The sequence below is a fragment of the Caballeronia sp. LP006 genome, from assembly GCF_031450995.1.
In the GTDB taxonomy this organism is placed as follows: domain Bacteria; phylum Pseudomonadota; class Gammaproteobacteria; order Burkholderiales; family Burkholderiaceae; genus Caballeronia.
Map to the genome: position 1 here is coordinate 867,971 of NZ_JARTVW010000003.1, position 24,077 is coordinate 892,047.

General features: G+C 62.8%; 19 protein-coding genes. 9 read left to right on the forward strand and 10 right to left on the reverse strand.

Annotated features, from left to right (window positions below):
• Positions 1-20: 20 nt before the first annotated feature.
• The 7 genes from P9250_RS08575 to P9250_RS08605 form a co-directional block, all read right to left on the reverse strand.
• Positions 21-1,424: a sensor histidine kinase gene (locus P9250_RS08575; protein WP_310392389.1), complete on the reverse strand. Its 1,404-nt coding sequence runs from the start codon at positions 1,422-1,424 to the stop codon at positions 21-23.
• Complete coding sequence (locus tag P9250_RS08580; RefSeq protein ID WP_244830328.1) at positions 1,405-2,082, reverse strand: response regulator transcription factor; 678 nt, start codon at positions 2,080-2,082, stop codon at positions 1,405-1,407. The genes P9250_RS08575 and P9250_RS08580 overlap by 20 nt, the downstream gene beginning before the upstream one ends.
• The gene (locus P9250_RS08585) at positions 2,079-3,386 is read right to left on the reverse strand and encodes an MFS transporter (RefSeq protein WP_250468206.1); all 1,308 of its coding nucleotides are present in this window, start codon (positions 3,384-3,386) and stop codon (positions 2,079-2,081) included. The genes P9250_RS08580 and P9250_RS08585 overlap by 4 nt, the downstream gene beginning before the upstream one ends.
• Positions 3,387-3,480: 94 nt before the next feature.
• Positions 3,481-4,470 (reverse strand): quinone oxidoreductase, encoded by a 990-nt coding sequence (locus P9250_RS08590; RefSeq protein ID WP_250494333.1) that lies wholly within the window; start codon positions 4,468-4,470, stop codon positions 3,481-3,483.
• Between the two features lie 35 nt (positions 4,471-4,505).
• Positions 4,506-5,498, reverse strand: a complete 993-nt coding sequence (locus tag P9250_RS08595) for an ABC transporter substrate-binding protein (RefSeq protein WP_310392394.1) — start codon at positions 5,496-5,498, stop codon at positions 4,506-4,508.
• A 150-nt stretch (positions 5,499-5,648) separates the two neighbouring features.
• Positions 5,649-6,779, reverse strand: a complete 1,131-nt coding sequence (locus tag P9250_RS08600; protein ID WP_310392396.1) for an acyltransferase — start codon at positions 6,777-6,779, stop codon at positions 5,649-5,651.
• A 172-nt stretch (positions 6,780-6,951) separates the two neighbouring features.
• Complete coding sequence (locus tag P9250_RS08605; RefSeq protein ID WP_310392398.1) at positions 6,952-8,961, reverse strand: acyltransferase family protein; 2,010 nt, start codon at positions 8,959-8,961, stop codon at positions 6,952-6,954.
• Positions 8,962-9,488: 527 nt separating this feature from the next.
• Between P9250_RS08605 and P9250_RS08610 the strand changes: the two genes are divergently transcribed.
• Positions 9,489-9,746, forward strand: a complete 258-nt coding sequence (locus P9250_RS08610) for a hypothetical protein (RefSeq protein WP_244830318.1) — start codon at positions 9,489-9,491, stop codon at positions 9,744-9,746.
• 161 nt (positions 9,747-9,907) lie between these two features.
• Here the strand turns inward: P9250_RS08610 and P9250_RS08615 are convergent, their stop codons facing one another.
• The gene (locus tag P9250_RS08615) at positions 9,908-10,759 is read right to left on the reverse strand and encodes a LysR substrate-binding domain-containing protein (protein ID WP_310392399.1); all 852 of its coding nucleotides are present in this window, start codon (positions 10,757-10,759) and stop codon (positions 9,908-9,910) included.
• A 164-nt stretch (positions 10,760-10,923) separates the two neighbouring features.
• Between P9250_RS08615 and P9250_RS08620 the strand changes: the two genes are divergently transcribed.
• The 6 genes from P9250_RS08620 (at position 10,924) to P9250_RS08645 (ending at position 18,331) form a co-directional block, all read left to right on the forward strand.
• Complete coding sequence (locus P9250_RS08620; protein ID WP_310392771.1) at positions 10,924-11,766, forward strand: DMT family transporter; 843 nt, start codon at positions 10,924-10,926, stop codon at positions 11,764-11,766.
• A 98-nt stretch (positions 11,767-11,864) separates the two neighbouring features.
• Positions 11,865-12,482: a flavin reductase family protein gene (locus P9250_RS08625; protein WP_250527553.1), complete on the forward strand. Its 618-nt coding sequence runs from the start codon at positions 11,865-11,867 to the stop codon at positions 12,480-12,482.
• 383 nt (positions 12,483-12,865) lie between these two features.
• Complete coding sequence (locus tag P9250_RS08630) at positions 12,866-14,179, forward strand: MFS transporter (protein ID WP_310392403.1); 1,314 nt, start codon at positions 12,866-12,868, stop codon at positions 14,177-14,179.
• Between the two features lie 83 nt (positions 14,180-14,262).
• Positions 14,263-15,951: a GMC family oxidoreductase N-terminal domain-containing protein gene (locus tag P9250_RS08635; protein WP_310392405.1), complete on the forward strand. Its 1,689-nt coding sequence runs from the start codon at positions 14,263-14,265 to the stop codon at positions 15,949-15,951.
• 28 nt (positions 15,952-15,979) lie between these two features.
• Entirely contained in the window at positions 15,980-16,900 is a 921-nt protein-coding gene (locus P9250_RS08640) for a TauD/TfdA family dioxygenase (RefSeq protein ID WP_310392407.1), read from the forward strand.
• Positions 16,901-16,909: 9 nt separating this feature from the next.
• A complete protein-coding gene (locus P9250_RS08645) occupies positions 16,910-18,331 on the forward strand; it encodes an aldehyde dehydrogenase family protein (protein WP_310392409.1) in 1,422 nt (473 codons plus the stop codon).
• 71 nt (positions 18,332-18,402) lie between these two features.
• On the opposite strand, the gene P9250_RS08650 is transcribed toward P9250_RS08645, so the two are convergent.
• Together P9250_RS08650 and P9250_RS08655 are read right to left on the reverse strand one after the other, a co-directional pair.
• Positions 18,403-18,798, reverse strand: a complete 396-nt coding sequence (locus P9250_RS08650) for a BON domain-containing protein (RefSeq protein WP_409014832.1) — start codon at positions 18,796-18,798, stop codon at positions 18,403-18,405.
• Positions 18,799-18,813: 15 nt separating this feature from the next.
• Positions 18,814-19,977 (reverse strand): porin, encoded by a 1,164-nt coding sequence (locus tag P9250_RS08655; RefSeq protein WP_250511161.1) that lies wholly within the window; start codon positions 19,975-19,977, stop codon positions 18,814-18,816.
• A gap of 382 nt (positions 19,978-20,359) precedes the next feature.
• Between P9250_RS08655 and P9250_RS08660 the strand changes: the two genes are divergently transcribed.
• Positions 20,360-20,956 carry a DUF2889 domain-containing protein gene (locus tag P9250_RS08660; protein ID WP_310392412.1) on the forward strand — a complete coding sequence of 199 codons (597 nt, stop codon included), beginning with the start codon at positions 20,360-20,362 and terminating at the stop codon, positions 20,954-20,956.
• 135 nt (positions 20,957-21,091) lie between these two features.
• On the forward strand, positions 21,092-23,932 hold the full coding sequence (locus P9250_RS08665) for a LuxR C-terminal-related transcriptional regulator (protein ID WP_250511159.1): 2,841 nt from the start codon (positions 21,092-21,094) through the stop codon (positions 23,930-23,932).
• The last annotated feature ends 145 nt before the right edge of the window (positions 23,933-24,077 follow it).

Sequence of the window (24,077 nt, forward strand, 5' to 3'; positions counted from 1 at the left end):
ATTGTGCGATTCATGCCGAATTATACGGGCGTGCGCGCGGACGGCCGCCTCGGCTCCTGTTCGCGCGCCAGAACCACCTCCACCATTGCTCCCACGCCTCCTGGCGCGTCGTGGATCGCAACCACGCCGCCGTGCGCCCGCACGATCTCCTTGGCAATCGCGAGTCCAAGTCCGCTGCCTTCTTCTGCCGATGCCCGGAAGAACGGCTCGAAAACGCGCTCGCGCAACGTCGCCGGAATGCCCGGCCCTTCATCCACGACGCTGACGGTCACGCTAACGTGCGTTTCCTTGGCATCGACCGTGACGCGCGTGCCGCGCGGCGAGTAGCGTATGGCGTTATCGATGAGATTGGAAAACACGGCCGACAAGAGCGGCTCGCTTCCGGTCACGACGAGCGCACCTTCGAACGCTACAGCCAGTTCGATATCGCGCCGCCGCGCCACGAGCGCGAGCTTCTCGACGGCCAGCGTGATGACCGCGCGTAAGTCCACCGCCTCGCCTTCGTAAGCGGTGTAGTCGGCGGCTTCGGCCTGGGCGAGCATGAGAAGCTGATTGATCAGCGTCACCATTGCGCGGTTGCTTTGATGCATGGCAGTGAGCGTTTCCCTTACTTCGTCTAGACCGTGCTGGCGGCGCGCGTACTGAAGCTGCGACCCGAGCAACGTAAGCGGCGTGCGTATCTGATGCGCGGCATCGGCGATGAACCGGCGCTGCGTCGCCGTTTGCCGTTCGATGACATCGAGCGATGCATTGAACGCCGTGACGAGTGGATGCAGTTCCACCGGGAGACCTGTCGCGTCGATTCGCTCCTTGCTCTTGAGCGGATGAACGGCCAAGCCGCTCGCGAGCTTCTCGAGTGGTCGCAACTCGAGTGCGAGCCCGGTGCAGATCAGGATCATGGCAACCGCGATGCTGCCGAGAATATAAGCAATCTGCGGCGTCCAGAGCGATGCAACCAGCGCGTCGCGGGCAACGAGCGTGCGGCCTATGGAGACGACCAGTTCGATGGTCTTGCCATTGTCGAACATGGCGCGCTTAAGCGATACGGCGCGAATGGGCGAGCCTGCCACCTGCGCGTCGTACCACTGCGGAGAGGCGCTCAGACGCGTCCGCGGAAAGTCGGATGTTCCCGCGATCACCGCGCCGCCCGCGATCTCGATGCGATAGAACACTTGATCGCCTTCGGGCGTGCCGACGATCTGAATCGTGCTCGGCGATACCGAAGCCACCAGATCGTTGTCGTTCCAGCGCACATCGGCGGCCATCACGCGTGCTGCGGCAAGCAACGCCGCGTCCTGCAGCAGGTCGGCCGTGCGCCGCGCGTTCAAGTGCGTGGCCCATCCCGCGACGATCCCGAAGATCGTCGTCGGAACGATCAGCCAGATCAGGAGCCGCGCGCGCAGGCTATGCTTGCGGCTCTTCATGTTCCAGCAGATAGCCGAGCCCGCGCAACGTAATGATCGCAGCCGTGCTCTTTTCGATTTTCTTCCTGACCCGCGAGACGTAGATCTCGATGGCGTCGCCGCTCGGTGGCGCGTCGCGGTCGTTCAAGGCTTCGGCGAGCACGGCCTTCGAGACCGTCCGCCCGGTTTGCAGAATGAGCGCTTCGAGTACCGCGTGTTCGCGCGGCGTGAGCGACAGCGCGTCATCGCCGACGAAGAATTGCCGCCGGTCCATGTCGTAGAGCAAGGTGCCGCAGCGCAAGCGGTTCGAGCGCACCGGCGCGTGCCGCCGCGCAAGCGCCTTGATACGCGCGATCAGTTCGCGTTCGTCGAACGGCTTGACGACGTAATCGTCGGCGCCATCGGCTAGGCAAATCACCTTTTCGCCGATGTCGCCCGTGGCCGTCAGAACCAGCACGGGCGTGTCGTTGGCCTGGTCGCGCATGCGCCGCAGGACCGCCTTGCCCGACATGCCGGGCAGGTTGAGGTCGAGCAGCACGACGTCATAGCGCGTGCCGGCGAGCGCCGCGCCGGCGGTTTCGCCATCGGGCACATGCTCGACGAGGAAGCCCTCGTCGGTCAGCGTCTTGCTCAGCCAGTGCGCCAGCTGGCGGTTGTCTTCGATCAGCAGAAGTTTCATTGCTCCGGAACGCTTTGCCACCGGTATCCATTGCGGGCTTCGCGCGACCGGTAAAGGACGAGCGTCGCGATTGCGCCGCACAGCGCGGCCACGGCCATCCATGCGCCGGGCGCCGCCTTGTCGCCGGTGAAGTGGATCAGCGACGTCGATATGGCCGGCGTGAAGCCTCCCACCATCGTGGCGAGGCTGTACGCCATCGAAAAACCGGTCGTGCGCACGTTCGCCGGCATCAGCTCGGTGAGCGCGACCACCATCGCCCCGTTGTACCACGCATAGAGCACCGAGAGCCACAGTTCCACCGCGAGCAGGCGCTCGAACGACGGCGCCGCGACGAGCCATTGCATCGCCGGATACGAGGTTAGGATGGTCAGCGCGGTAAAGATGAGCAGGATGGGCCGCCTGCCGACGCGGTCGGACACGGCGCCGGAAATGGGCAGCCACACGAGGTTCGACACGCCCACGCAGACGGTGACGATAAGCGAATCGAGCGACGAAAGATGCAGCACCGATCGGCCGAAAGTGGGCGTGTAGGTCGTGATCAGATAGAACGACGCGGTCGTCATGATGACGAGCCCCATGCCCGCCACAATCAGCCCGGCGTTCTCGACCATCGACATCATGATCTCGCCCATGCTCGGATGATGCTTCCGCGCGGCGAACTCGTCGGTCTCGCGCAGCGTGCGGCGAATCATGAACAGGAACGGCACGATCAGGCAGCCGATCAGAAACGGGATACGCCAGCCCCATGCGTTGACGTCGGCGACCGGCATCAACTGATTCAGCAGCACGCCGAGCGAAGCCGCGAAGATCACCGCCACTTGCTGGCTGCCGGATTGCCACGAGCAGAAGAAGCCGCGCTTGCCCGGCGTCGCGATCTCGGCGAGATAAACCGACACGCCGCCCAGTTCGACACCGGCCGAAAAGCCCTGCAGCAACCGCCCGATCAGCACGACGATGGGTGCCGCCACGCCAATCGACGCGTAGCCGGGAACGAACGCCACGCACGCGGTGCCCACGGCCATGAGCCATAGCGAGAGGATCAGGCCGCGACGACGCCCGTGGCGATCGACATACGCGCCGAGCACGAGCGCGCCGACCGGACGCATGACGAAGCCCGCGCCGAACACCGAGAGCGAGAGAAGCAGCGAGACGAACTCGTTATCCGAGGGAAAGAACGTGTGCGCAATCGCGCTCGCGTAATAAGCGTAGACGGTGAAGTCGAACATCTCGAGAAAGTTGCCGCTGACCACGCGGAACACTGATCGAAACGGCGATTCGGTACGGCCTTGAATAACGGATGCCATGAGGTCCCCTTCTGCAAAAGGACGAGTTGCGTCACCGGCGCGGCACGGCGAGCGCCGGAAGAAAAAAGTCATGCGATGCCTGTGAGTGAAGCGGTCAGCCGATTTCCATGACCGCCTTACCGGACTGACGACGTTCTTCGAGCGCGGCATGCGCCGCCTCGACGTTATCCATCGTGTAGCGCCCGTTGATCTCCACGCGCAACGCGCCTTCGACGATGGCGGCGAAGATGTCGTCGGCGCGTCGCTGCACGGTGGTCGCATCGGCGAGATGGTCGGCCAGGCGCGGGCGCGTGAGAAAGAGCGAACCGGCCTCGCCGAGTTCGTACGGATCGAGGTCACGCATGGGGCCGGTGACGGAGCCGTAGTTCACGATGAGTCCGCGCACACGCGCTGCCCGGAAGCTGTCGCGCAGGGTAGTCTTGCCGACCGCGTCGAACACGACGTCGACGCCACGGCCGTTGGTCAACTCGCGGATGCGATCCGCGAAGCCGCCGTTCTCGTAGAGCAGCACGTGATCGGCGCCGCGCGCCTTTGCGATGGCCGCCTTGTCCGGGGTGCTCGTCGTCGCGAATACTTCCACGCCGCGCCGTTTTGCCAACTGCACGAGCAACTGGCCGATGCCGCCCGACGCCGCATGCACGAGGCAAGTCATTCCCGCTTCGAGCCTTGCCACGTCGTCGAGCAGATAGTGCGCGGTCGAACCCTGGAAGATCGACGCAGCCGCGACGTCATAAGCAATCGCGTCCGGAATGCGTGCAAGCCGCGCAGCGGGCACGATCGCATAGTCGGCGTAGGCGCCCCACGAGATGCACCACGCGACTCGGTCGCCCTTGCCGCACGAGGTCACGCCCGCGCCCACGGCAACCACTTCGCCCGCGCCTTCCATGCCGAGCGTGCATGGAATGCTCACGGGATAGGTCCGCGAATCGCGATACTTGCCTTGTCGCGTGTGAACGTCCATGAAGTTGATGCCGGCCGCGACGACGCGCACCAGCACTTCTCCCGCACGCGGCTTCGGAATCTCGATGTCGACGCGCCGCAGCACTTCGGGTCCGCCGTACTCGTGAATTTGAATGGCTCGCATCGGCATGTCTCCGTTGAAATGAAGGTCGCGGCGCGTCAGTGCGCGTCGGCGACGAAACGGTCGGTCCAGGTTCGCGTGAGATCGACGTGACGCGCCGATACCTCGGTATCGATGTCCGCAAGGGTCGCGAGCACGGTCGATGGCGCACCGGCGGGCATCCGGCCTGTCGAGGAGAACGCCGGCTTCATCACGGACAAGGCTTGGCGGTAGATTGCCGGGTCGTTGCCCTTGAGCGATGCCGGCATGGCGGCCTCGATATCGGCCTCGCTGTGTGTGCCGATGAAGCGCAGCGCGTCGAGCAACGCGTGCGCGAGCCGGCCGGTTTCAACCGGATGCGCGTCGATCCAGTCGCGCCGCATGTAAAGACAGGCACCGACGTATGGGCCGCCCAGTTGCCTTTGCGTATCGGCGACACTGCGTAAGTCGACGAGCGGCTTTGCCGCGCCGCGCGACAAGAGGCGCGTGGCGGTGGGCTCCTCGGTCATGACGGCATCGACATCGCCGCTCGAAAGCGCTTTGTCGAAGGCGGCTTCATTGGCCAGCGGAACGATGGTGTAGGCGTCGGGCGCGAGGCCGGCGCGCGTGGCGAGGTAGCGCGTGAGAAAGTAAGTCGATGAACCGAAGCCCGTGACGCCGAGGCGCCGGCCTTTGGCATCGGCCATGTTGCGCATGCCGTTCGTGCCAAGCTCGATGAGTCCGGCCGACTGCCCGAGAACGATGACGGACTGCACGTCCATGCCGCGGCTTTGCAGACCGATGGTGTGATCGTAGAAGCCCACCGCGCCTTCGATTGCGCCCGCGACCAGTTCGGTGGAAGTATCGATGCCGGCCGGCACGGACAGCACGCGCACGTCGAGCCCTTCCCTGCGGAAGTAGCCAAGCCGATCCGCGAGCACGACAGGCAGATAGATGAGCTTGGCCGCGCCGCCGGTCATGAGCCGGATCGGCTGCGCGAGGCTCACCTGAGCCACGCATGACGCGATCAGGCAAATGAGTGCGCGGCCAAGCGGTCCTGCACGACGCGGCATCGAAGTCTCCTTGTTATCTGGGCGCCTGTCGTCGCAGGCGTCGTGATGTCGAGGAGTATAAGAAACCGCGCCCTTCTGAATGCTTTCCGCGAAGCATCTCTTTTCTACGTAGTTTCCCGACGCGCGAACGGTATGCGTTCGCGCGCGGCCTCAAACCGGATGCTGATCCGTTCGCATGCCGAGCTCGGTTACGCTCTCCTGAGTTTTGGAAGAGCGAATAAACCGTTTGGCGAGAAACGCGCGAATCGGCTCTTCCACGAACTTCGTCAGGAGCACCGCGCACACGATGGTAATCGCGCAAGTCGCCAGCATGGGCGCTACCGCATACTGGTTCGCTTTTCCGAAGTACATAAAGACCGCCTGCCCGATCGGATAGTGGATCAGATAAATCGGGTAGGAAATCCAGCCAAGAAAACGCGCGATATTGATATCCACCGCCGATGTGCAACGTACAGTCGATCCGAACGCCACCAGCCACGGCGCGACGCCGAAGATAATGAACATCGGGTAAATCCCGTGCAGCGACATGGGAAAGAAAAACAGAACGAGTACGAGCGTGAATAGAAAGTAAATATTGGCGAACGCGCGAGGTACGATCGCGGTCGCGATTCTCGTGATCGAATCTTTCTTGTTGTAGAGAAATACACCCACCAGGAAACCGAAGGCCACGCGGAAAAATCCGCCGTCGAACCGGCTGCCGGACCAGCCCTGCTCGAAATCGAACAGACCGTGGCCATGCAGGTCGATGGTCGTCAGCGCGCTCGTCGTCAGGAATGCCGCCGCGCTCAGAAGGATCATCTTGAATATCGAGCGCATTTCCAGCCTGACGATCAACACGAACGAAAGGCTGGCCACTATTTCGAAGAAGAGCGACCACGCGGGCGGATTACTGGGGAAAATGGGACCGCCCAGCTCGCCGATATACGGCGCGAGAAACGAGTTATAGAGCGTCGAAGAAATGATGTTCCCCGACGAAAAATTCGTGAGCCCCTCGCGCCCCGCCTCGATGAAAACGGGTAGCCCGATCAGCAGCGAAAATATGAGCATCGGATAAAGCCGGATAATGCGTCTCTTTATATATTCCGCGTTGGTCATGCCGTTCTGCAACCGAGCGCCGTAAGAATGCGCGATGACAAAACCGCTCAGCACGAAAAATAAATCGACCGCTTCATAAGCGTTCCTGAAAAGCATTTCCTGACTGAGGTGGGAAATCATGACCGTGAGCGCGGCCACGCCCCTGAGGCCGTCCAGCGCCTCATATCTATTGTTGGTCTCTGCCATTAATCCCCCGCTGCCTTTTTTGTTAGGTTTGCGCGAATTTACCAATCGTGAAAATTTTGAAAAGTGCGGTGGAGTACGGTGTCCCGATACTCGTGCAGAACATAATCTTACGATTTTCTAATTTACCGAATCTATTTGTAATTATCTGCGGTCGAGGCTTAGCTCGTCTCTTCTAACGCGTAGCAATGGATTGCGCAAAGGCTTCACGGAACATCGGAACCAGGCGCTTGTTGCCGAATTCGCTCAGGTGATCCGCGTCGTAGTACAGCGGTCTCAGTTGCTGACTCGCCCAGCATCGCCCGTGATCGCAAAGGCGCGGCTTGGGATCGAGAAGTTTGATGCCGCATTGCGACGCCGCCGCTTCCTGCGCCATCCGCACGACATGGTTACGCCTGTCGTAGTCGTCGAGCGGAATGGACAGGTCGTTGGTGCCCCGCTTGAACATCAACTGACGCGACACGGCTTGCGGCACCTCGAATGGCATCTCCGGCACCGGCTGCACGAGATAGACCGGATGCGACTTCGCGATCAGACAAGCCGATGCCACGAGATGCTGCGCATACTCCGCGAGGAACGCGGGCGTCGGCGAATCGTACGGGCGCGAGAAATAGACCAGCGGATGGTGACTGAGTGCGCTGCCATCGATCGGACCCAACGCATAGTCCGACGTGCGATTGACGATCAACACGGGGATGGCCGAGTCTATCGATGCCAGCTTGCGCAAGGCCCAAGCGTTGAAGTTGGCGCATTGCTCGTCGGCATCGCGCGAACCCGGGACCGCATGCTCACCGTAGATCGTCGGACAGCCCGAGTAACTCAGCTCCATGATCGAGCCGTTGGGCAGTGCTTTCTGGACGGCGCTCACCATTGCATCGGCGTGGCTGTCGCCGAGCACGATCGCCCGAAGTGGACCACTGCCGAACGTACAAGCCGGCGATTTACCTCCGGACGACGCGAGGCATTGGTCGCGCATCGGGCTGAAATCGAGTTGCTCGTTCGCGGCCATGTCCCACAACTCCGGCACGCGGTTGGGGACGTGCTGATATCGCGCGCCAATGGCGACGAGGGTCACGCCTACCATCGCCGTGCCCAGATACAGCAAGCGTGCGGGCTTCGTCGCGCGAGCGAGATATGCGCGCGTCGGCCGTTCGATGAGTTGATAAGACGCCTCGCCAAGCAGCACGGCCGCAACGATACCGCCCGCGATACTCATGGGATCGTGCAGACGATCGGAGTAGACCAGCAACACCGCGACCGGCCAGTGCCAAAGGTAGCACGAATACGAACGCGTGCCGAGCCATTGCACGATGCCGTTGCCCGTGAACATGGAGCGCTGTCTCGATGCCGCGATGACCAACGCCGCGCCGAGCACGGGCACGATTGCAAAGCCGCCGGGCCAACTGAGGCTGGAATCGAAGCGCACGACCGCCAGCGCGATCAACGCAAGTCCGACGCCTTCGAGCACACGCGTGAGCGCGGCGGGCAACTTGCGCTGTCCGGCGTAAAGCCAGACCATGCCTCCGGCGAGCATTTCCCACGCGCGGCTTGGCAGGAGATAGAACGCGGCGTCGGGCCAGCGCGACGTGGCATAAATCGACCAACTCAGCGACGCCACGCCTGCAGCGGACAACAGCGCAATGACCCCGGCTCTGCGCCGCCAGCGCCATGCGAATGCGGCTGCGAGCGGCAGCAACAGATAGAACTGCCATTCCACGGACAACGACCACGTGTGCAGGAGCCACTTCTCATGCGACGCCGAATCGAAATAGCCTGAGCGTCTCCAGAAAAGGACATTGGAAACGAACGTGAGCGCGGAGGCCGCGTTGAGGGAGAGCTCCCGATAATCGACATGCACGAGCCAGAACCAACCGACTCCGAGCAAGACTACGCACAACGCGATAAGCGGCGGCACGATACGCACCGCGCGCGACAGATAGAAATCGACCAGCGAGAAGCGGCCGCGCTCGAGCGCCGCGACGACGATTCCAGTCATCAGAAAGCCAGAAATGACGAAGAACACATCGACGCCGGCGAAGCCGCCGGAAAAACCCGGAATGCCGAAGTGAAAGAGGACGACGGGAAGCACTGCCCACGCGCGCAGGCCATTGATGTCGTAGCGGAACGCCGTGCGGACGGCGGATTCCGCGCGCCGTTCGCCAGCAAGGCCCGTCTCGGCGGGCATTCTCGTTGTTTGAATGGATTCGTTTTCTAAGGTCTGGATGGATCGAGGCGCGGTCTAAAGAATTACGGCGCCGCCTCCTTCAGCAATCGTAAGAACAATAACCGGGTTGTTTTGTTGCTTCGCTGAAAACGATGTCGCTGGGTTCGTTAGCGCACCAGGAGTGTTCGCAACGTACCAGCGGCACGCGGTTAGATAGGCCGCCAGCAAGGGCCGAGCGGCGATGCGGCCCAAATGTTCACGTTGAAAACGAAGAAAGCGTCGAGTTGTTCTCGCGCCACGACATGTTGTTTGTTCGATTATTCGCGGCACGCGGATGACCTCGCCCTGCCGACGTCACGCAAACGTCAATGGTTCGAACAAGAGTGTTAATCTCCCCGACGGTGGCTTGAAAGCATCAAGTCCCGTACTCGTTGACGCACAAGCGTTCGTCTCAATTCGACGCCGGATTTCTCGGCACGCGGATTGCCTTAGACGCTTCCATGCCGCGGGATCTGCTCGCGGCCGACTATCAACATCAAGAGGACAATATGAAGATCGTAACTAAAGGCATTCTTGTCTCGGCACTGACGCTTGGCTTGTCGTGCGGCGCATTCGCGCAAGGGAATGGCGCGGGCGAGCCGGGCAGCAACGGCGCGGGTCGGGGTGGCGTCGGCGTCGGTACGCCCAACGGCGACGGCGAAACCGGCTCGCCTTCGGGCCCGACCGGCAAGCACTCGACGTTTCCCAAGAAGCACTCGAAGGCCAAGAAGAGCAGCAGCACGACGACGAACGCCGCGCCGCAGTAAGGCAATTTAGTCGCGGATTCAATCGCGCATCGAGAATCAGGCGGGCATGCTCCTGTTGGCGCGTGCCCGTTCGCCGCTCAAGCCTCTTTGAGAAGTCGAGCGCATGTCCAAGTACTTGAGGCGAAACCGACAACGCCCACGCCTCGAAGCCATCCCATTCCTTAGAGCCGGAAATTATCCCGGATGGTGGCAATGAGCAAGTCGATCGCTTCGCTACCACGGCCGCCGGCATCCCGCATCAAAACCACTTCGTGGTCCACGACGCGCGGCAGCTTGTCCAACACTCTCATCTCTTCGCTCACGCGCGCGCGGTCCAACAGCGTGACCGCAAGCCCGGATTCGACGCATGCCTTGATGGCCTGGCTCGAAGCGCTATCGAGTATTACCCGCCAAGTTCGCCCGGCGCGTTCCAGCGCATCGGTCATCGCTGCACGATACGGGCAAGGCTCGGCATAAAGAGCCAACGGAAGCGGACGGCTCTCGTCCAGCGTGAATGCCGCGCTTCCGACCCATACCGGCGTAGTCACTGTCAGCACCTCAGCGGGCCTGCTTGCCTTGATAGGCTGAACCAATAGCGCCACATCGAGCTTGCCCCGGCCCACCTGGTCACGCAGTTTGAGACTCGGTGCGGTCCTCACTTCGAGCACGACGTTGGGCCACGTTGTCGAAAAGCCGGGGAGAATGTCGCGAATCACATGCGATGCATATTCATCCGGCACACCCAGCACGACCCTCCCCGCCAGCGCTTTCCCATGAAAATCCTGCAAAACACGGTCGTGCGCGTTTAGTAGCTCACTCGTACTGGAAAGTAACCGCTTGCCGAGCACGGTGAGCGTCACCGCCTGATTGTCCCGATCGAGCAAGCGGCCGCCAGCAATCGCTTCGAGGCGCTGAATGTGAATGCTGATCGCGGCCGGGCTCTTGTGCACGAACTCCGCTGCCGAGCGAAATTTGCCGAGTCGCGCTACCGCGTGAAACGTGCGCAACAGTTCGATGTCGAGGACCGCTTCCATGGTGGTTTAACCGAATTGAACGAGATGGTCAGTATATTTTGATTTTCGAATCGTCGTGCACTGTCTACGCTAGGTGCATGACCAAGCTCTCGACACCTTGCCCGACATCCCGCCCGCTCGCAACGCGGCCGCTGCGCTTGCCTTTACCGGCATTGGAAGCGTTGATGATCGTCGCGTGGAGCTCCGGCTTCGTCGGCATGCGCTTTTCCGCCGACTACGCACCAGTTTTCCTCGTGGTGTTATGGCGTTGCGCGGCGGTCTCGCTTTGCCTGCTTCCGTTCGTGGCGCGCGAAATCATGCGCACGCCGCCCGCCGTGTTACTGCGGCACGGCGTGATCGGCTTATTCGCGATGGCGGGCTATATCGCTGGCATCGGAAAGGGCATTGAACTCGGGGTATCGGCGGGACTTTCTGCGCTGATCGCAAACCTTCTGCCTGTCGGTACGGTGGTGATTTCGTCCGTGTTTTTCAGCGAGCGTAGTTCACGCCGGACGTGGCTTGGCATGGCGCTGGGCGTGGCAGGCGTGCTATTCGTCAGTCGCGATGCTTTTACACTTGGTTCTGCTCCTGTGTGGGCGTACGGCCTGCCGGTGGCAGGCATGGCGTCCTTGGCCGTGGCTACGGTGTGGCAGCAACGCGCGTCCGGTCGTCTTGGCTCGCTAAGTCTATTGGCCACCCTTTGGCTCCATTGCAGCGTGACGTGCGTGGTTTTTCTCGGCCTGCAGACATTTCAAGGAAGCATCGCGCCGGTTGCCACCACGGGATTCGCCGCCAGCGTGCTCTGGACAGCGCTCCTCTCCACGCTTGGCGGATATGGTCTGTACTGGTTATGTCTGAAGCGTTCGTCAGCGGCGAGAGTATCGAGCGTCCTTTTCTTGAGCCCATCGGTCACGCTCGTATGGGCATGGGCCATGTTCGGTGAACCACTTTCCTGGTCGATGCTTGCCGGAACCGTCGTGGCGGCGACAGGGATCGTCTTGATGACGCGAACGCCTGTGCCGAGTTGACGGTCGACATTTCACATGACGCTGAAACATGCCGCAGTCGACTGTCGCAAGATGACATGAGCATCAACTGCTTGTCCCTTGACCCGAAGGAGGACACGATGGCTCAACGCATCTTCCAGACAATCGAACCGAAGATTCTTTACTTCGGCACACCGGTCGCTCTGATCAGCTCGCTCAACGAGGACGGCACGACCAATCTCGCGCCGATGTCGTCGTTCTGGGCGCTCGGCTGGACGCTCATGCTCGGCTTGCTGGACGAGACAAAGACGGCTGAAAATCTCGAACGGCATGCGGAATGTGTGATCAATCTTCCGTCGCCGGAAATGTGGAAGCAGGTCGAAAAACTCGCGCCTCTGACTGGAAAGAACCCCGTCCCCGAGTTGAAGAAAAAGCAATTTCGCTTCGAGAAGTGCAAGTTCGAGGAAGCGGGGTTCACTCAGCTCGCCAGTGATTGCGTGAAGCCTTATCGCGTTGCCGAGTGTCCCATGCATCTGGAGGCTCGCGTGCGTCACATTCACCGAATGGGCGGCGAGAAACTTCAAGCGCTTGGCGGTGGCGTCGCCGCAGAAGTCGAGATCGTGCGCGTGCATGCAGACGAAGCCTTCGTCAAGAACATGCACCATATCGACGCCAAAAAATGGTCACCGCTGGTCTATAACTTCCGCCACTACTTCAGACTCGCCGATCACGAACTCGGAAAGACGTTCAGAGCGTGAGGGTCGAGCAAGGAACTCAGCCGCGTATCCGAACGACGAGACCGCAGACTGATACTTTCTTGCATACACGCCAGCCATTGGCCGCTCTTTGAAGATTCGCGGAGGACACCGGTGCAAGGTCACGTCCTTTTGCAGAAGCCGCAAACCCACGCGCGGCCTTCTGCCCCCTGCTCATCCCCGGCCATCAACAAGGTTTTCCCTCCCCTACCTGTTCCGGGTGGGTTGCCTCCCACTCCTAGGTATTACCGTGACGTTACGAGACCGTCATTGGCCTGCCGCCGCATGCGGCGAGGCCAGAAAAATACCAAGGAGACAACAATGCAACCCAGGTTCCTCGCGGCCGCTTCAGGCGCCGGCGACAGCGTCTTCCGGCGGGACTGAGCATGATGTCTCCGCCCGAATTCCAGTCGCGCCCGGCATGGACCATGACCGTCATGCTGACGGCCCTCTCCCTCATCAATTTTCTCGACAAGATCGTGCTGGGTCTGGTGGCCGTGCCGCTGACGGCGGAACTTCATCTGTCGCCGCAGCAGTACGGCCTCGTCGCCGGCAGCTTCTTCTGGCTGTTTTCGGCTTCGACCGTCGTCGTCGGCTTTCTCTCCAACCGCATTGCGACGCGCTGGATTCTGCTCGCCATGGGGCTGGCCTGGGCGGTGCTGCAAGTGCCGCAGGCGCTGACCACGAGCGCACTCGGGCTGCTGGCTTGCCGGGTGATTTTGGGCGCGGCGGAAGGACCGTCGTTTCCGGTCTCCGTGCACGCGCTGTACAAATGGTTTCCCGATCGCAGACGCAATCTGCCGGTGGCTGTAATCAATCAGGGAGCCGCCGCTGGCATGTTGCTGGCCGGCATGCTGATTCCGCTCGTGACGAAGCAATGGGGCTGGCGCATGAACTTCGTGCTGCTCGGCGCAATAGGCATGATCTGGTGCGTGCTTTGGCTATGCTTCGGCCGCGAAGGACCGATCGACGAGAGACGATCAGCGCGCGGCAACCAGCGTACCGTTAATCAATCCGCGCTTGCCTCGTCGCAACGGCTTTCGTATCGCCGCATCCTGACGGACCGTTCGGTCCTCTCCGTGTTCGCGCTCGGCTTCACGGCCTACTGGACACTCGGACTCAGCCTGACCTGGCTGCCCACTTATCTCGAGAAAGGGCTTGGTTTCTCCGGCGTCGAGGCAGGCCGCTGCTTCGCGGCAGTGGTCGCCACGGCGGCGCCCGTGAACCTTGGCCTCAGCTGGATCTCGCAGCGCATGCTGGCAGGCGGCGCATCGAGCCGCCGGGCGCGGGTGCATCCAATCTGCCTGAGCGCCATGGCCGGCGCGCTGGTGTTCGTCTTGCTGATCCTGCTGAATGCGCCGCCCATTCAGAAAGTCGCGCTGCTAGCCATCGCCTGCGCGCTGCCGACACTGAGCTTCACGCTCGCGCCCGCCCTGCTCGCGGAGATAGTGCCGGATAGTCAACGCGGTGCGCTGGTCGCGATCCACACCGCGCTCGCAAGCCTCGGCGCCGCCATTGCACCGGCGGTGATGGGGCGGATCGTGCAGACCCACGGCGGCGGCACTAGCCATGCGTATGAACTCGGCTTCGTCGTGAGTGCCGTTTTGCTGCTTGCCGCCGCGCTCGCCGCGCTGCGCTGGCTTCGTCCCGAGCAGTCCGTGAAGACGTTGCAGCACGTGGCCGCCCGCGCCCCCGCCTGATGGACCTTGCCCCGAGGCCTCCCCACTGCCTTCCGGCGAACAAGCAGCGAAACACCGTGCTCATCTGAACCGCAAACCGAGCCATGAATAGACCTGAGAGAAACCAGCAGCCCGATACGAGCGCTGCGGAGTATGACTACATCGTCGTGGGCGCGGGATCGGCCGGTTGTGCGGTGGCGGCCAGACTGGCCGAAGATCCGTCGGTGAGCGTCGCGCTTCTCGAAGCCGGTCCCCATGACCACCACCTAAGCGTATGGGCGCCTATCGGCCTTGCGGCCGCGGTGCGCAAGCACGGTCCGCGCAACTACGCCTACCACTCCGAGAAGCAGCCCGGTCTCGGCGGTCGCCCCTCCTTCCAGCCGCGTGGCCGGGGACTCGGCGGCAGTTCGTCGATCAACGGCATGGTGTACATCCGCGGGCACCGCAGCGACTACGACGCGTGGGCAAAGCTCGGCTGCACCGGCTGGAGCTACGACGACGTACTGCCCTATTTCCGTCGCAGCGAATGCAACCAGCGCTTCCTCGACGACAGCGGCGATCCCTGGCACGGCGGCACCGGCCCTCTGCACGTCAGCGACCTGCGCACGCCCAATCCGTTCTCCCGGCGTTTCGTCGCGGCCGCGCTGCAAGCCGGCTATCGCCCAAACGACGATTTCAACGGCGCGGAGCAGGAAGGCGCAGGGCTCTACCAGGTCACGCAATGGAATGGCGAACGGTGGAATGCCGCGCGCGCGTATCTGCATCGTGGCGACAAGCGCGACCCGAGCTTCAGCGGAGGCCGGCCGAATCTTGCCGTGCTCACCGACGCCCAAGCGCTTCGTCTCGTCTTCAAGGGCAAGCGTGCAAGTGGCATTCACGTCGTGCGCGCGGGCGTCGAGCAAACCTTGCGGGCCCGCCGCGAGATCGTGCTCGCTTGCGGCGCGTTCAATTCGCCACAACTGCTGATGGCCTCCGGCATTGGTCCGGCGCAACATCTGCGCAGCGTAGGCATCGACGTGATTCACGACCTGCCCGGCGTCGGCGAAAACCTGCAGGACCATCTCGACGTCATCGTCAACAAGCAGGTGAGGTCGACGGACCTCTATGGCTATTCAGCCGGCGGCTTCCTGCGTCTCATGTCCGAGATCGTGCGATACCGGCGCAACCGCACGGGCATGGTCAGCTCCAACTTCGCCGAAGCGGGTGCGTTCGTCAAGACGCGTCACGACCTTGCCGTGCCCGACGTGCAACTGGCCTTCGTGCTGGCGCTGCTCGGCGATCGCAACAAAACCAAGCGCTCGAAGCTCGGACACGGCTATTCCTGTCATGCATACGTCCTGCGGCCCGAGAGCCGCGGTCATGTTCGTCTGCGCACGGCCGACATGCGCGATGCTCCGTCGATCGACCCGCGCTTTCTCTCCGCCGAAGCGGACATGGACGCGCTCGTTGCGGGCGTCAAAATCGTGCGCCGCATCTATGCGCAACCCGCTCTGGCCGATGCAGGCGGCAAAGAAATGCTCACCGACGACTTCGGACCCGACGGCTCGAACGAAGACGCGATCCGTGCGTTCGTGCGCAGTCAGGCCGACAGCGTCTATCACCCGGTCGGCACCTGCAAGATGGGCATCGACACGCAGGCGGTCGTCGATCCAAGCCTGCGCGTGCGCGGCATCGACGGTCTGCGCGTGGCGGACGCGTCGATCATGCCGACGCTCATCGGCGGCAACACGAACGCGCCGGCCATCATGATCGGCGAGAAGGCGGCGGACTTGATCCGCGCCGCACACAGATAGATTCGGACAGCTTCAAATGGAGCATCACATGCAAGCAATCGAAACCGCACCCGCGTTCAACACGACGCACGCCGTACCCGAGAGATGGCCCTTCGCGGTGGAGCGTCACACGCCGACGATCGGAGCGACGATCGAAGGCGTCGACCTGCGCGATCCGCTCGACGACGACACCTGTCTCGCCTTGCGCCGCGCGCTGCTCGAATACAAGGTCCTGTTTTTCCGCGATCAGGACATCACGCCGGCCCAACATGTGGCGCTGGCGCGGCGCTTCGGCGAACTGGAGATCCACCCGGCGTTTCCGCATCACCCGGAGCATCCCGAATTGGTGATCCTCGGGCGCAACGAAACGCGCCGTGGACGCGAAAACATCTACCACTCGGATGTATCGTGGCGTGACATTCCGTCCATGGGTTCGATGCTGCGCTGCGTGCAATGCCCGGACGTGGGCGGCGACACGATCTGGATCAACATGGTCGCGGCCTATGCGAACCTTCCCGAGGAGATCAAGGCACGCATCGCTCATCTCGAAGCCGTCCACGACATTCTGCCGCTGTTCGGCACGGCGTTGCCGAAGGACCAGCATCCCGTCATGCGCCAGAAGTTTCCGCCGGTCACGCATCCGGTGGTGCGCGTGCACCCGGAAACCGGCGAGAAGGTTCTCTACGTCAATGAGGCCTTTACCACGCATCTATCGAACTACGGGCACGTGACGGCTCAGGCTTATCGCGTCGGCTTCGACTACAAGCTCGCCGAGATGGATCTGCTGCAATACCTGTTCCGTCAAGCTCAGGCGCCCGAATACCAGGTTCGTCTGAAGTGGAGGCCCAACACGATCGCCTTCTGGGACAACCGCGCCTGTCAGCACTACGCCGTGCAGGACTACTTCCCCGCGCCGCGCCATATGATGCGCGCCACGGTAATCGGCGACCGTCCGGTCGGCATAGCCTGAGGAGACGGCATGACAAATTTGAACACGTTCTACATCGGCGGCGCGTGGGTCGAACCGTGCCCCGGCAGCACGCTGATGGATATCGTCGATCCCGTCACCGAGGAACCAACCGGCAAGCTCGCGATGGGCACGAAAGCCGATGCCGACCGCGCCGTGGCCGCGGCACGCGCTGCGTTCCCGGCGTGGTCAGCGACGAGCCGCGAGGAACGCATCGCCTTGCTCGAACGGGTGATCGAAAGGTATCGCGCCCGTCTCGACGATCTTGCCGACGCCGTGCGCCGCGAGATCGGCGCGCCCATCGCACTGTGCAGGCACTTGCAGGCGCCGATCGGCCTCGCGCAGCTTCAGGCGGCCCTTGAAACCCTGCGGCATTTCGAATTCGAGACGAATCACGGCAAGAGCGATGTACGCCGCGAAGCGATCGGCGTTGCCGCGCTCATCACCCCGTGGAACTGGCCTCTAAACCAGATCACCGCCAAGGTCGCGCCTGCGCTCGCGGCGGGCTGCACCATCGTGTTGAAGCCTTCCGAGATCGCCCCGTTCGACGCCGTCATTTTCGCGGAAATCATGCATGAAGCGGGCGCGCCGGCAGGCGTCTTCAACATGATCTTCGGCGAAGGACGGGTCGTGGGCGAGCATTTGTCCGCGCATCGCGACGTGGACATGGTGTCGATCACCGGTTCGACGCGCGCCGGCATCGAAGTCGCCATGAGCGCCGCGCCGACAGTCAAGCGAGTCGCTCAGGAGCTTGGCGGCAAGTCGCCGCTCCTGATTCTCGACGACGCCGACCTCAAGGCCGCAGTGACGAGCGGCGTCGCACAATGCATGGCCAACTCGGGGCAGACGTGTGTCGCGCCCACCCGCATGCTGGTGCCGCGCGACCGTTACGAAGAGGCCGTGACGATTGCCGCCGCCGTTGCCAACGCAGTGACGGTTGGCGACCCGGCCGATCCGGCCACGAAGATGGGACCGATCTCCAACCGCGCCCAGTATGACAAAGTGCAGCGAATGATTCGCACCGGGCTCGAAGAAGGCGCGCGGCTCGCGGCGGGCGGCGTGGGCCGGCCGGAAGGCATCTCGCGAGGTTTCTATGCGCGCCCCACCGTCTTTGCCGATGTTCACAACGGCATGAAGATCGCGCGTGAAGAGATTTTCGGCCCTGTGCTGGTGGTGATCGCCTACGACGATGAGGAAGAAGCCATCGCTATCGCCAACGACACGGACTTCGGGCTTGCGGGTTATATCGCCACCGGCGATGCACAACGGGCCCGGCGCATCGCAACGCGGCTGCGCGTGGGATCGGTGCGGATCAATGGCGCCATGATGGACATCACCGTGCCCTTCGGCGGCTATAAAACTTCCGGCAACGGGCGCGAATGCGGAGCGGAAGGGCTGGCCGAGTTTCTGGAATGCAAGTCGGTCACTGCCTGACGGAACACGTGAATCGGTGGAAAGAAAGGCCTGCAGCACGAGGCCTTTCTCATGGCGCCGCCAAAGCGCCCTCAGATCGTGGACAAGGTCAGCGCGTTCTTCACTGACTTCACGCCCTCCACGCCTTCGGCCACTTGAGTGGCCAGTCCGATCTGCGCCTCTTCCGGTACGGTGCCTTCCAGTATCACCGCCCCTTCAGACGCGCGAACCGTGATGCTGGCCACCCGCAGCCCCCGAGTCTTGCTGAGTGCGCGGAGCACGCTCTTTTGCAACGCCCGGTCGGCCGCCTTGCTGGCTGCTTTGCTTGCCTTCGCATCCGATGCCGGCACGGAGGACGCGGCATAACTACTCTGAGCGTGCGCACCGGAAGACCCGCCTATGGAAGCCGCCAGCATGAAAGCAGCGCCGACGAGCCGCATCGCTTTAATCGATTGCATCAGGATTTCCTTTCTCTCTTTGGTTGTCATGAACGAACCCCATCGTCAGAAACGATGTGTCATGCCAACGAGTCCCAGAACTTGTTTCGAGCCGCTGACGACTCCCGCCACGCCGGGCCAGCTCATGTTTGCGCTGCCGTTGTTCTTCACGTACCCGGCGCGCATATAAAAACTGGTGCGTTTCGAAATGTTGTGGTCGACGCCGACCTCGACACCGAGGCTATTGTCGTGAACGCCGCGCACGACGCGTTGAATGCCCGCAAGTTCAACGGTATCAAAAGGCGTGGCTTGAATCGTCGCGCCCAGCTCCATGATGCTGTACGAATGCACCAGCATCTCGAGCGGCAGACTCACCGCGGGCGTCACCGTCACCAGCGCGCCATCGGGCACATCCTTGGGGCGGTTGTAGGAATAGTTGAACTGGAAGTTCACGATGCCCAGCCGATACGCCAGCGCCCCGGTGAAATGCTCGGTCGCCATCAATGGGAACGATGTCAAGAGGGAAGGCGCGGAAGGCACCAGCGGCGCGGTCTCGTTCGAGCCGTGCTGATACTGATAGCCGACGCCCGCGTAAAAGCCGTAACCGGAATAGCTCGCGGCCAGGTCGAGCATGTTGCCTGAAGTGACGGCCACTGGCTGGGTCGTGGCAGACGCCAGCGCGTACATCGCATAGAGGTGAACGCCGCTCAGGTCGGGCGAGAGATAGACGATCGAACTGCTGGTTCGCCCGGACACATACTGGGTCGCGAGAGTGGCGCGATCGGTGGCGCCGGCCAGATCGGCTGCGGCCAGCGGCGACAACGCTTCGTTGCCGCGGAACGGGTCCGTGAAATACACCGCCCAGAAGCTGGGCTGATATTGACGCCCGAAGCTCAACTGGCCGTAGGTGTCGTGCTTCAATCCCACCCAGGACTGCCGGTAGAACATGGCGGTGCTGTCGGCGAAGTAAGTGCCGTTATTCGTGTTGTACCCGCTCTCGACATCGAACACCGCCTTCAGCCCGTTGCCGAGGTCTTCCGAACCCTTCAGGCCGACCAGCGAACCTGTCGACCCGCCGCTTCGCTCGGCATATGAATGCCGTCCACCGTTATCCAGATACTGTACGAATACGTCCGCGACGCCGTACAGGGTCACGCTCGACTGCGCGGAAGCCGCCCCGGCGGCGAGCATCAAAACAGCCCCGAATACAGGTCTGATCCTGAAACGCATGCATGTCTCCCTTTGTTGTTTTGAATCCGGTGAACATGAGCAATGCCAAGGTGTGTCGACCGTGGCCAGCCAACACGCATCGAGCCGATGCCGCGATCGCCACGTCGGCGCGCGGGGCCCAAGATCGACGTCTCTGTTGTCGCGAGTCAATATTGCGGGGACCGCCGGACGGAACCACTACCCGAACTGAGGGGGGACGGGAATACCCCGAGCGAGGCAAGGGCAAGCGGCACTCGACGCCTACCCGAAAGAGGGGGCGGCAAAAGCGCGCCGCGCCGTTACGCTCGACAGAACCGGTCATCAGCGTGCCGATGCTCCCGGGCATTGGTTCTTGCATGACCCATGCGTTGATCTGCTGCACTTATCCTTGAGCGAGGTGGCAATGTCCGCGATCCGATCCATGCCCGTCACGCGGCGGCCTGTGCATACCCGACGCATCGAGTGTGCGGGTTATGAAAGAAGCGACGGCCTGTTCGATATTGAAGGCCACATGATCGACACCAAGGCCGACGACGCCAATCTGATCTTCAAGGTCGTGCCGGCCGGCTCGCCAATTCACGACATGCGTATCGTCGTGACCGTCGACAGCAGGCTCGTGATCCATCGCATAGAGGCTCGCACCGAGGCCGCGCCAAGCCGCTATTGCGCGGAGATCAACGCGGCCTACGCGTGCCTCGCGGGCGTGGCAATCGGCGCGGGATTCATGAAGGAAGTAAGACGCCGCCTCGCCGGGGCAAGCGGTTGCACGCATCTGAGCGAACTGCTCGGGCCAATTGCGACGACCGCTATCCAGACGCTCATAGGCTTGCGCGCCAGCGGAAAGGTCCGTCAAGAGCAGTCCGACCAAGCCGACATGCCAATGCTCGATACCTGCCATGCGTGGCGCGCGGACGGCGAGGTCGTGCGTTTCGTCTCCCGGCGCAAGCGCGAGCGCGAAGCTTCTCGGATTGCTCCTTCACGCGCCGGTAAAACATCGTAGTAGCACGATCTCGACCGCCCCGCCCCGGCGTGAAAATCCGCCACTAGCGCTGCGCTACAATAAGCCGGTCATCATTTTGTCTTCTGGCGGGCGCCGCTCAGGCGCCTAACCGGAACGCGCAAGGCGCAGGTCAGCATGCCGCAGAATTCTCCTTTCGAGGACCGTCCGCTCTCGCGCCGCCTGCAAAACGGCAGGATCGAACCCAACACCGAATCCCGTCTGGTCGCACCGCGCGGCGCCGCACGCATCGTTGCGCGCGAGCGCTTGCTCGCCCGGTTGCTCGACGCGCGCCGCAGTCGTTGCGTGATTCTTCAAGGTCCCGCCGGTTGCGGCAAAACGAGTGTCGTGATTGCGTGGCGCGAGGCCTTGCTGTCGCTCAGTTTCGACATCGCGTGGCTCACCCTCGCACCGGAAGACAACGACCTCGCCCACTTTTTCGATTGCCTCGTCGCCAGCCTCGCGCACGTCGACCCCGCCATCTCCCGCGAAGCCGGGCTGCTGGGCGGTCGTGGACTGGATGACGAAGCCGTCGAACGCACCGTCATCGCGCTCGTGCGCGGCATCGCCGGTCATCCCGGAGACGTCGTGCTGGTGCTCGACGACCTGCATCATCTCGCCAACGCACGCAGTCACGAAGCGTTGCAATGGCTCCTCGATTACGCGCCGCCCAACCTTCACCTCGTGCTCGTTTCGCGTGGCAGCGTGCCACTCTCGCTTGGCCGGACGCGCGACGAGGGACTCGTGCTCGAACTGGACATGCGCGATCTTCGCTTCACCGCTGCGGAATCCGAACAATTCCTGAGAGAGCAGCTCGGTGAAATCAATCCGCGAGATGCCCGCTACACGCATGAGCAGACGGATGGCTGGGTCGCCGGCCTGCAACTGTGCGCGATGCGCTTGAAAAAGAGAAAACCAGGCGCGGCGGATATCGCCGGAGCCGATCTCTCGACGCACGGTAGGCTTCAGGACGCGCGCGGCCTGGCCGAGTACTTCGAGCGGGAAGTGTTGTCGCGCCTTGCGCTCCCCGAGGTCGAGTTGTTGATTCGAATTTCCGCCTGCACGCTGTTTTGCGCGCCGCTGTGTATTGCGTTGCTTGGAGACGAACAGACAGCGGGCGAAGTGCGCGTGCGGCTGGCGAGACTTGAAAGCGACAACCTCTTCATTGCGCCCATCGAAAGCGCGGGCAGCGAAACGTGGTATCGGCTCAACCCGCTCTTTCGCGAGACCCTGCTGGAACGCTTTCAGGCGCGCAGCGAAGTGCATCGACGTGCCGTGCATCGGGCGGCATGGACCTGGTTTCGCGATCACGATCATCCCGACGAGGCGGTGCGCCACGCATTGCTCGCGGGCGAAGCGGCCGCCGCAGCCGATCTCGTCCAGTGCGTTGCCCGCACCATGCAGGTCGCCGGGAAACTGCGCAAGCTCGTCGGGCTCATGCGGCTGCTCCCATGCGTCGAGGTTCAGGCTCGCATCGGTCTGCGGCTTCTGATGGCGCATCTGCATCTGTATGCGCGCGAATTCGGCGCCTGCGCGGCGGCCATCGCGCGACTGCACGACGACATTCCTTTCGCCGACGCTCAATCGCGCTACCGCCTGGCTCTTTTGCGCACGGCGCTTGCCGTGCAACGCGACGACCCCGACGCCGCCGCCTCGATGTTGCCGCAACTGCTGGACATTCCCTCCGACGCGGACAGTCTCGCGACGGGCGCGCGCACCAACCTGCTCTCGTGGATCCACATGCGCCACGGCGCGTACGAAGAGGCGCGGCGCGTGCAGACGCAGTCGGCGCAACTGCTCTTCGAAGGCGCACCGCTTTCCGGCACGCCAGCGGGCGCATTGAACGGCCGCTGCATGATCGGATTCAGCCATGCGCTGGAAGGCAGGTTCGTGCAGGTCGAGCGCATTGCCCGCGACGTACTCTGCAAGGCCGACAGACTCGGCAGTGCGGCCGCCGAAGCCGCATGTTTCGCCGCCGCGTTGCTGGCCGAAGCGCTCTACGAGTTCGGCGAACCCGGCGCCGCGCGCAAGCTGCTTGAAGAGCGTATCGACGTGCTGGAGCGTGTCTCCATCCCCGACTCCGTGCTGCGCGTGTTCACCGTGCTTTCGGCGGTGCACTGGACGACCGGGCATCGGCTGAACGCGTTCGCATACCTCGAACGGCTTGAACGATACGCGACGCAACACGGCCTCGTGCGGCTCGTCGCTCATGCCGTGGCAGAACAGACGCGGCGTCATCTTTCATGCGGACAGTTCGACGCGGCGCAAGCGGGACTGACCCGCCTCGACACGATGGCCGCGCACAGCGACGCCGCCCCTTCCACGACCGTCGCGGAGATTCGGGCGATGGCGGCACGCGGGCAGATCGACTGGTGCATGGCGCACGAAGACTGGGAAAGCGCGGCACTGCGTCTGCAATCGCTCATTCCGTTTTACGAAGCGCACGGCTGGCAGCGGCACGTTGCCTGTCTGCAGATGCAGTCGGCATTGGTCGATGAGCGGCGCGGCCGACCGGACGCGGCGCGCGTGGCCGTGCTGGCCGCATTGCGGCGCGGACACCGGCTCGGTCTCATACGCAGTTTGCTCGATACGGACCCCGGCGCCCTCGATCTCATCACTCATGTCGAGCAGAGTGAACCGCACGATCCCGTGCTTTCCTTTTACGTGGACCGATTGCATGCCGCGCAACAAGGCGCGCCGCGCAGCGGTGCCAAGCCGGCCGCGCGGCTCAACAACGCGGGCGGGAGCATCGACACGTTGAGCGAACGCGAAACCCGCGTGGTCGGATTGCTGGCGCACGCGCTGCCGAATAAGAAAATCGCGCGCACGCTCGGCATTTCGCCCGAAACCGTCAAGTGGCATCTGAAAAACATCTACGGGAAGCTCGGCGTGGCAAGCCGCGACGAAGCGGTCGCCCGCGTGCGCGATCTCGAACTGAGCAACGCGACGCTGGGCAGTGCCGCCAGTGGAGCAGGCTGACGAGCCCTGATTCGTTCTTGCGCAGCCACGCCACCCGCCTTGGGTGGTTCCGTCGCAGCCGCAACGCACTATCCTTCGATTCAAGGGGTAGTGCGTAATCATTGCGCACACAAAACTCCACGAAATAACGCCGGTGCGCGCCGCG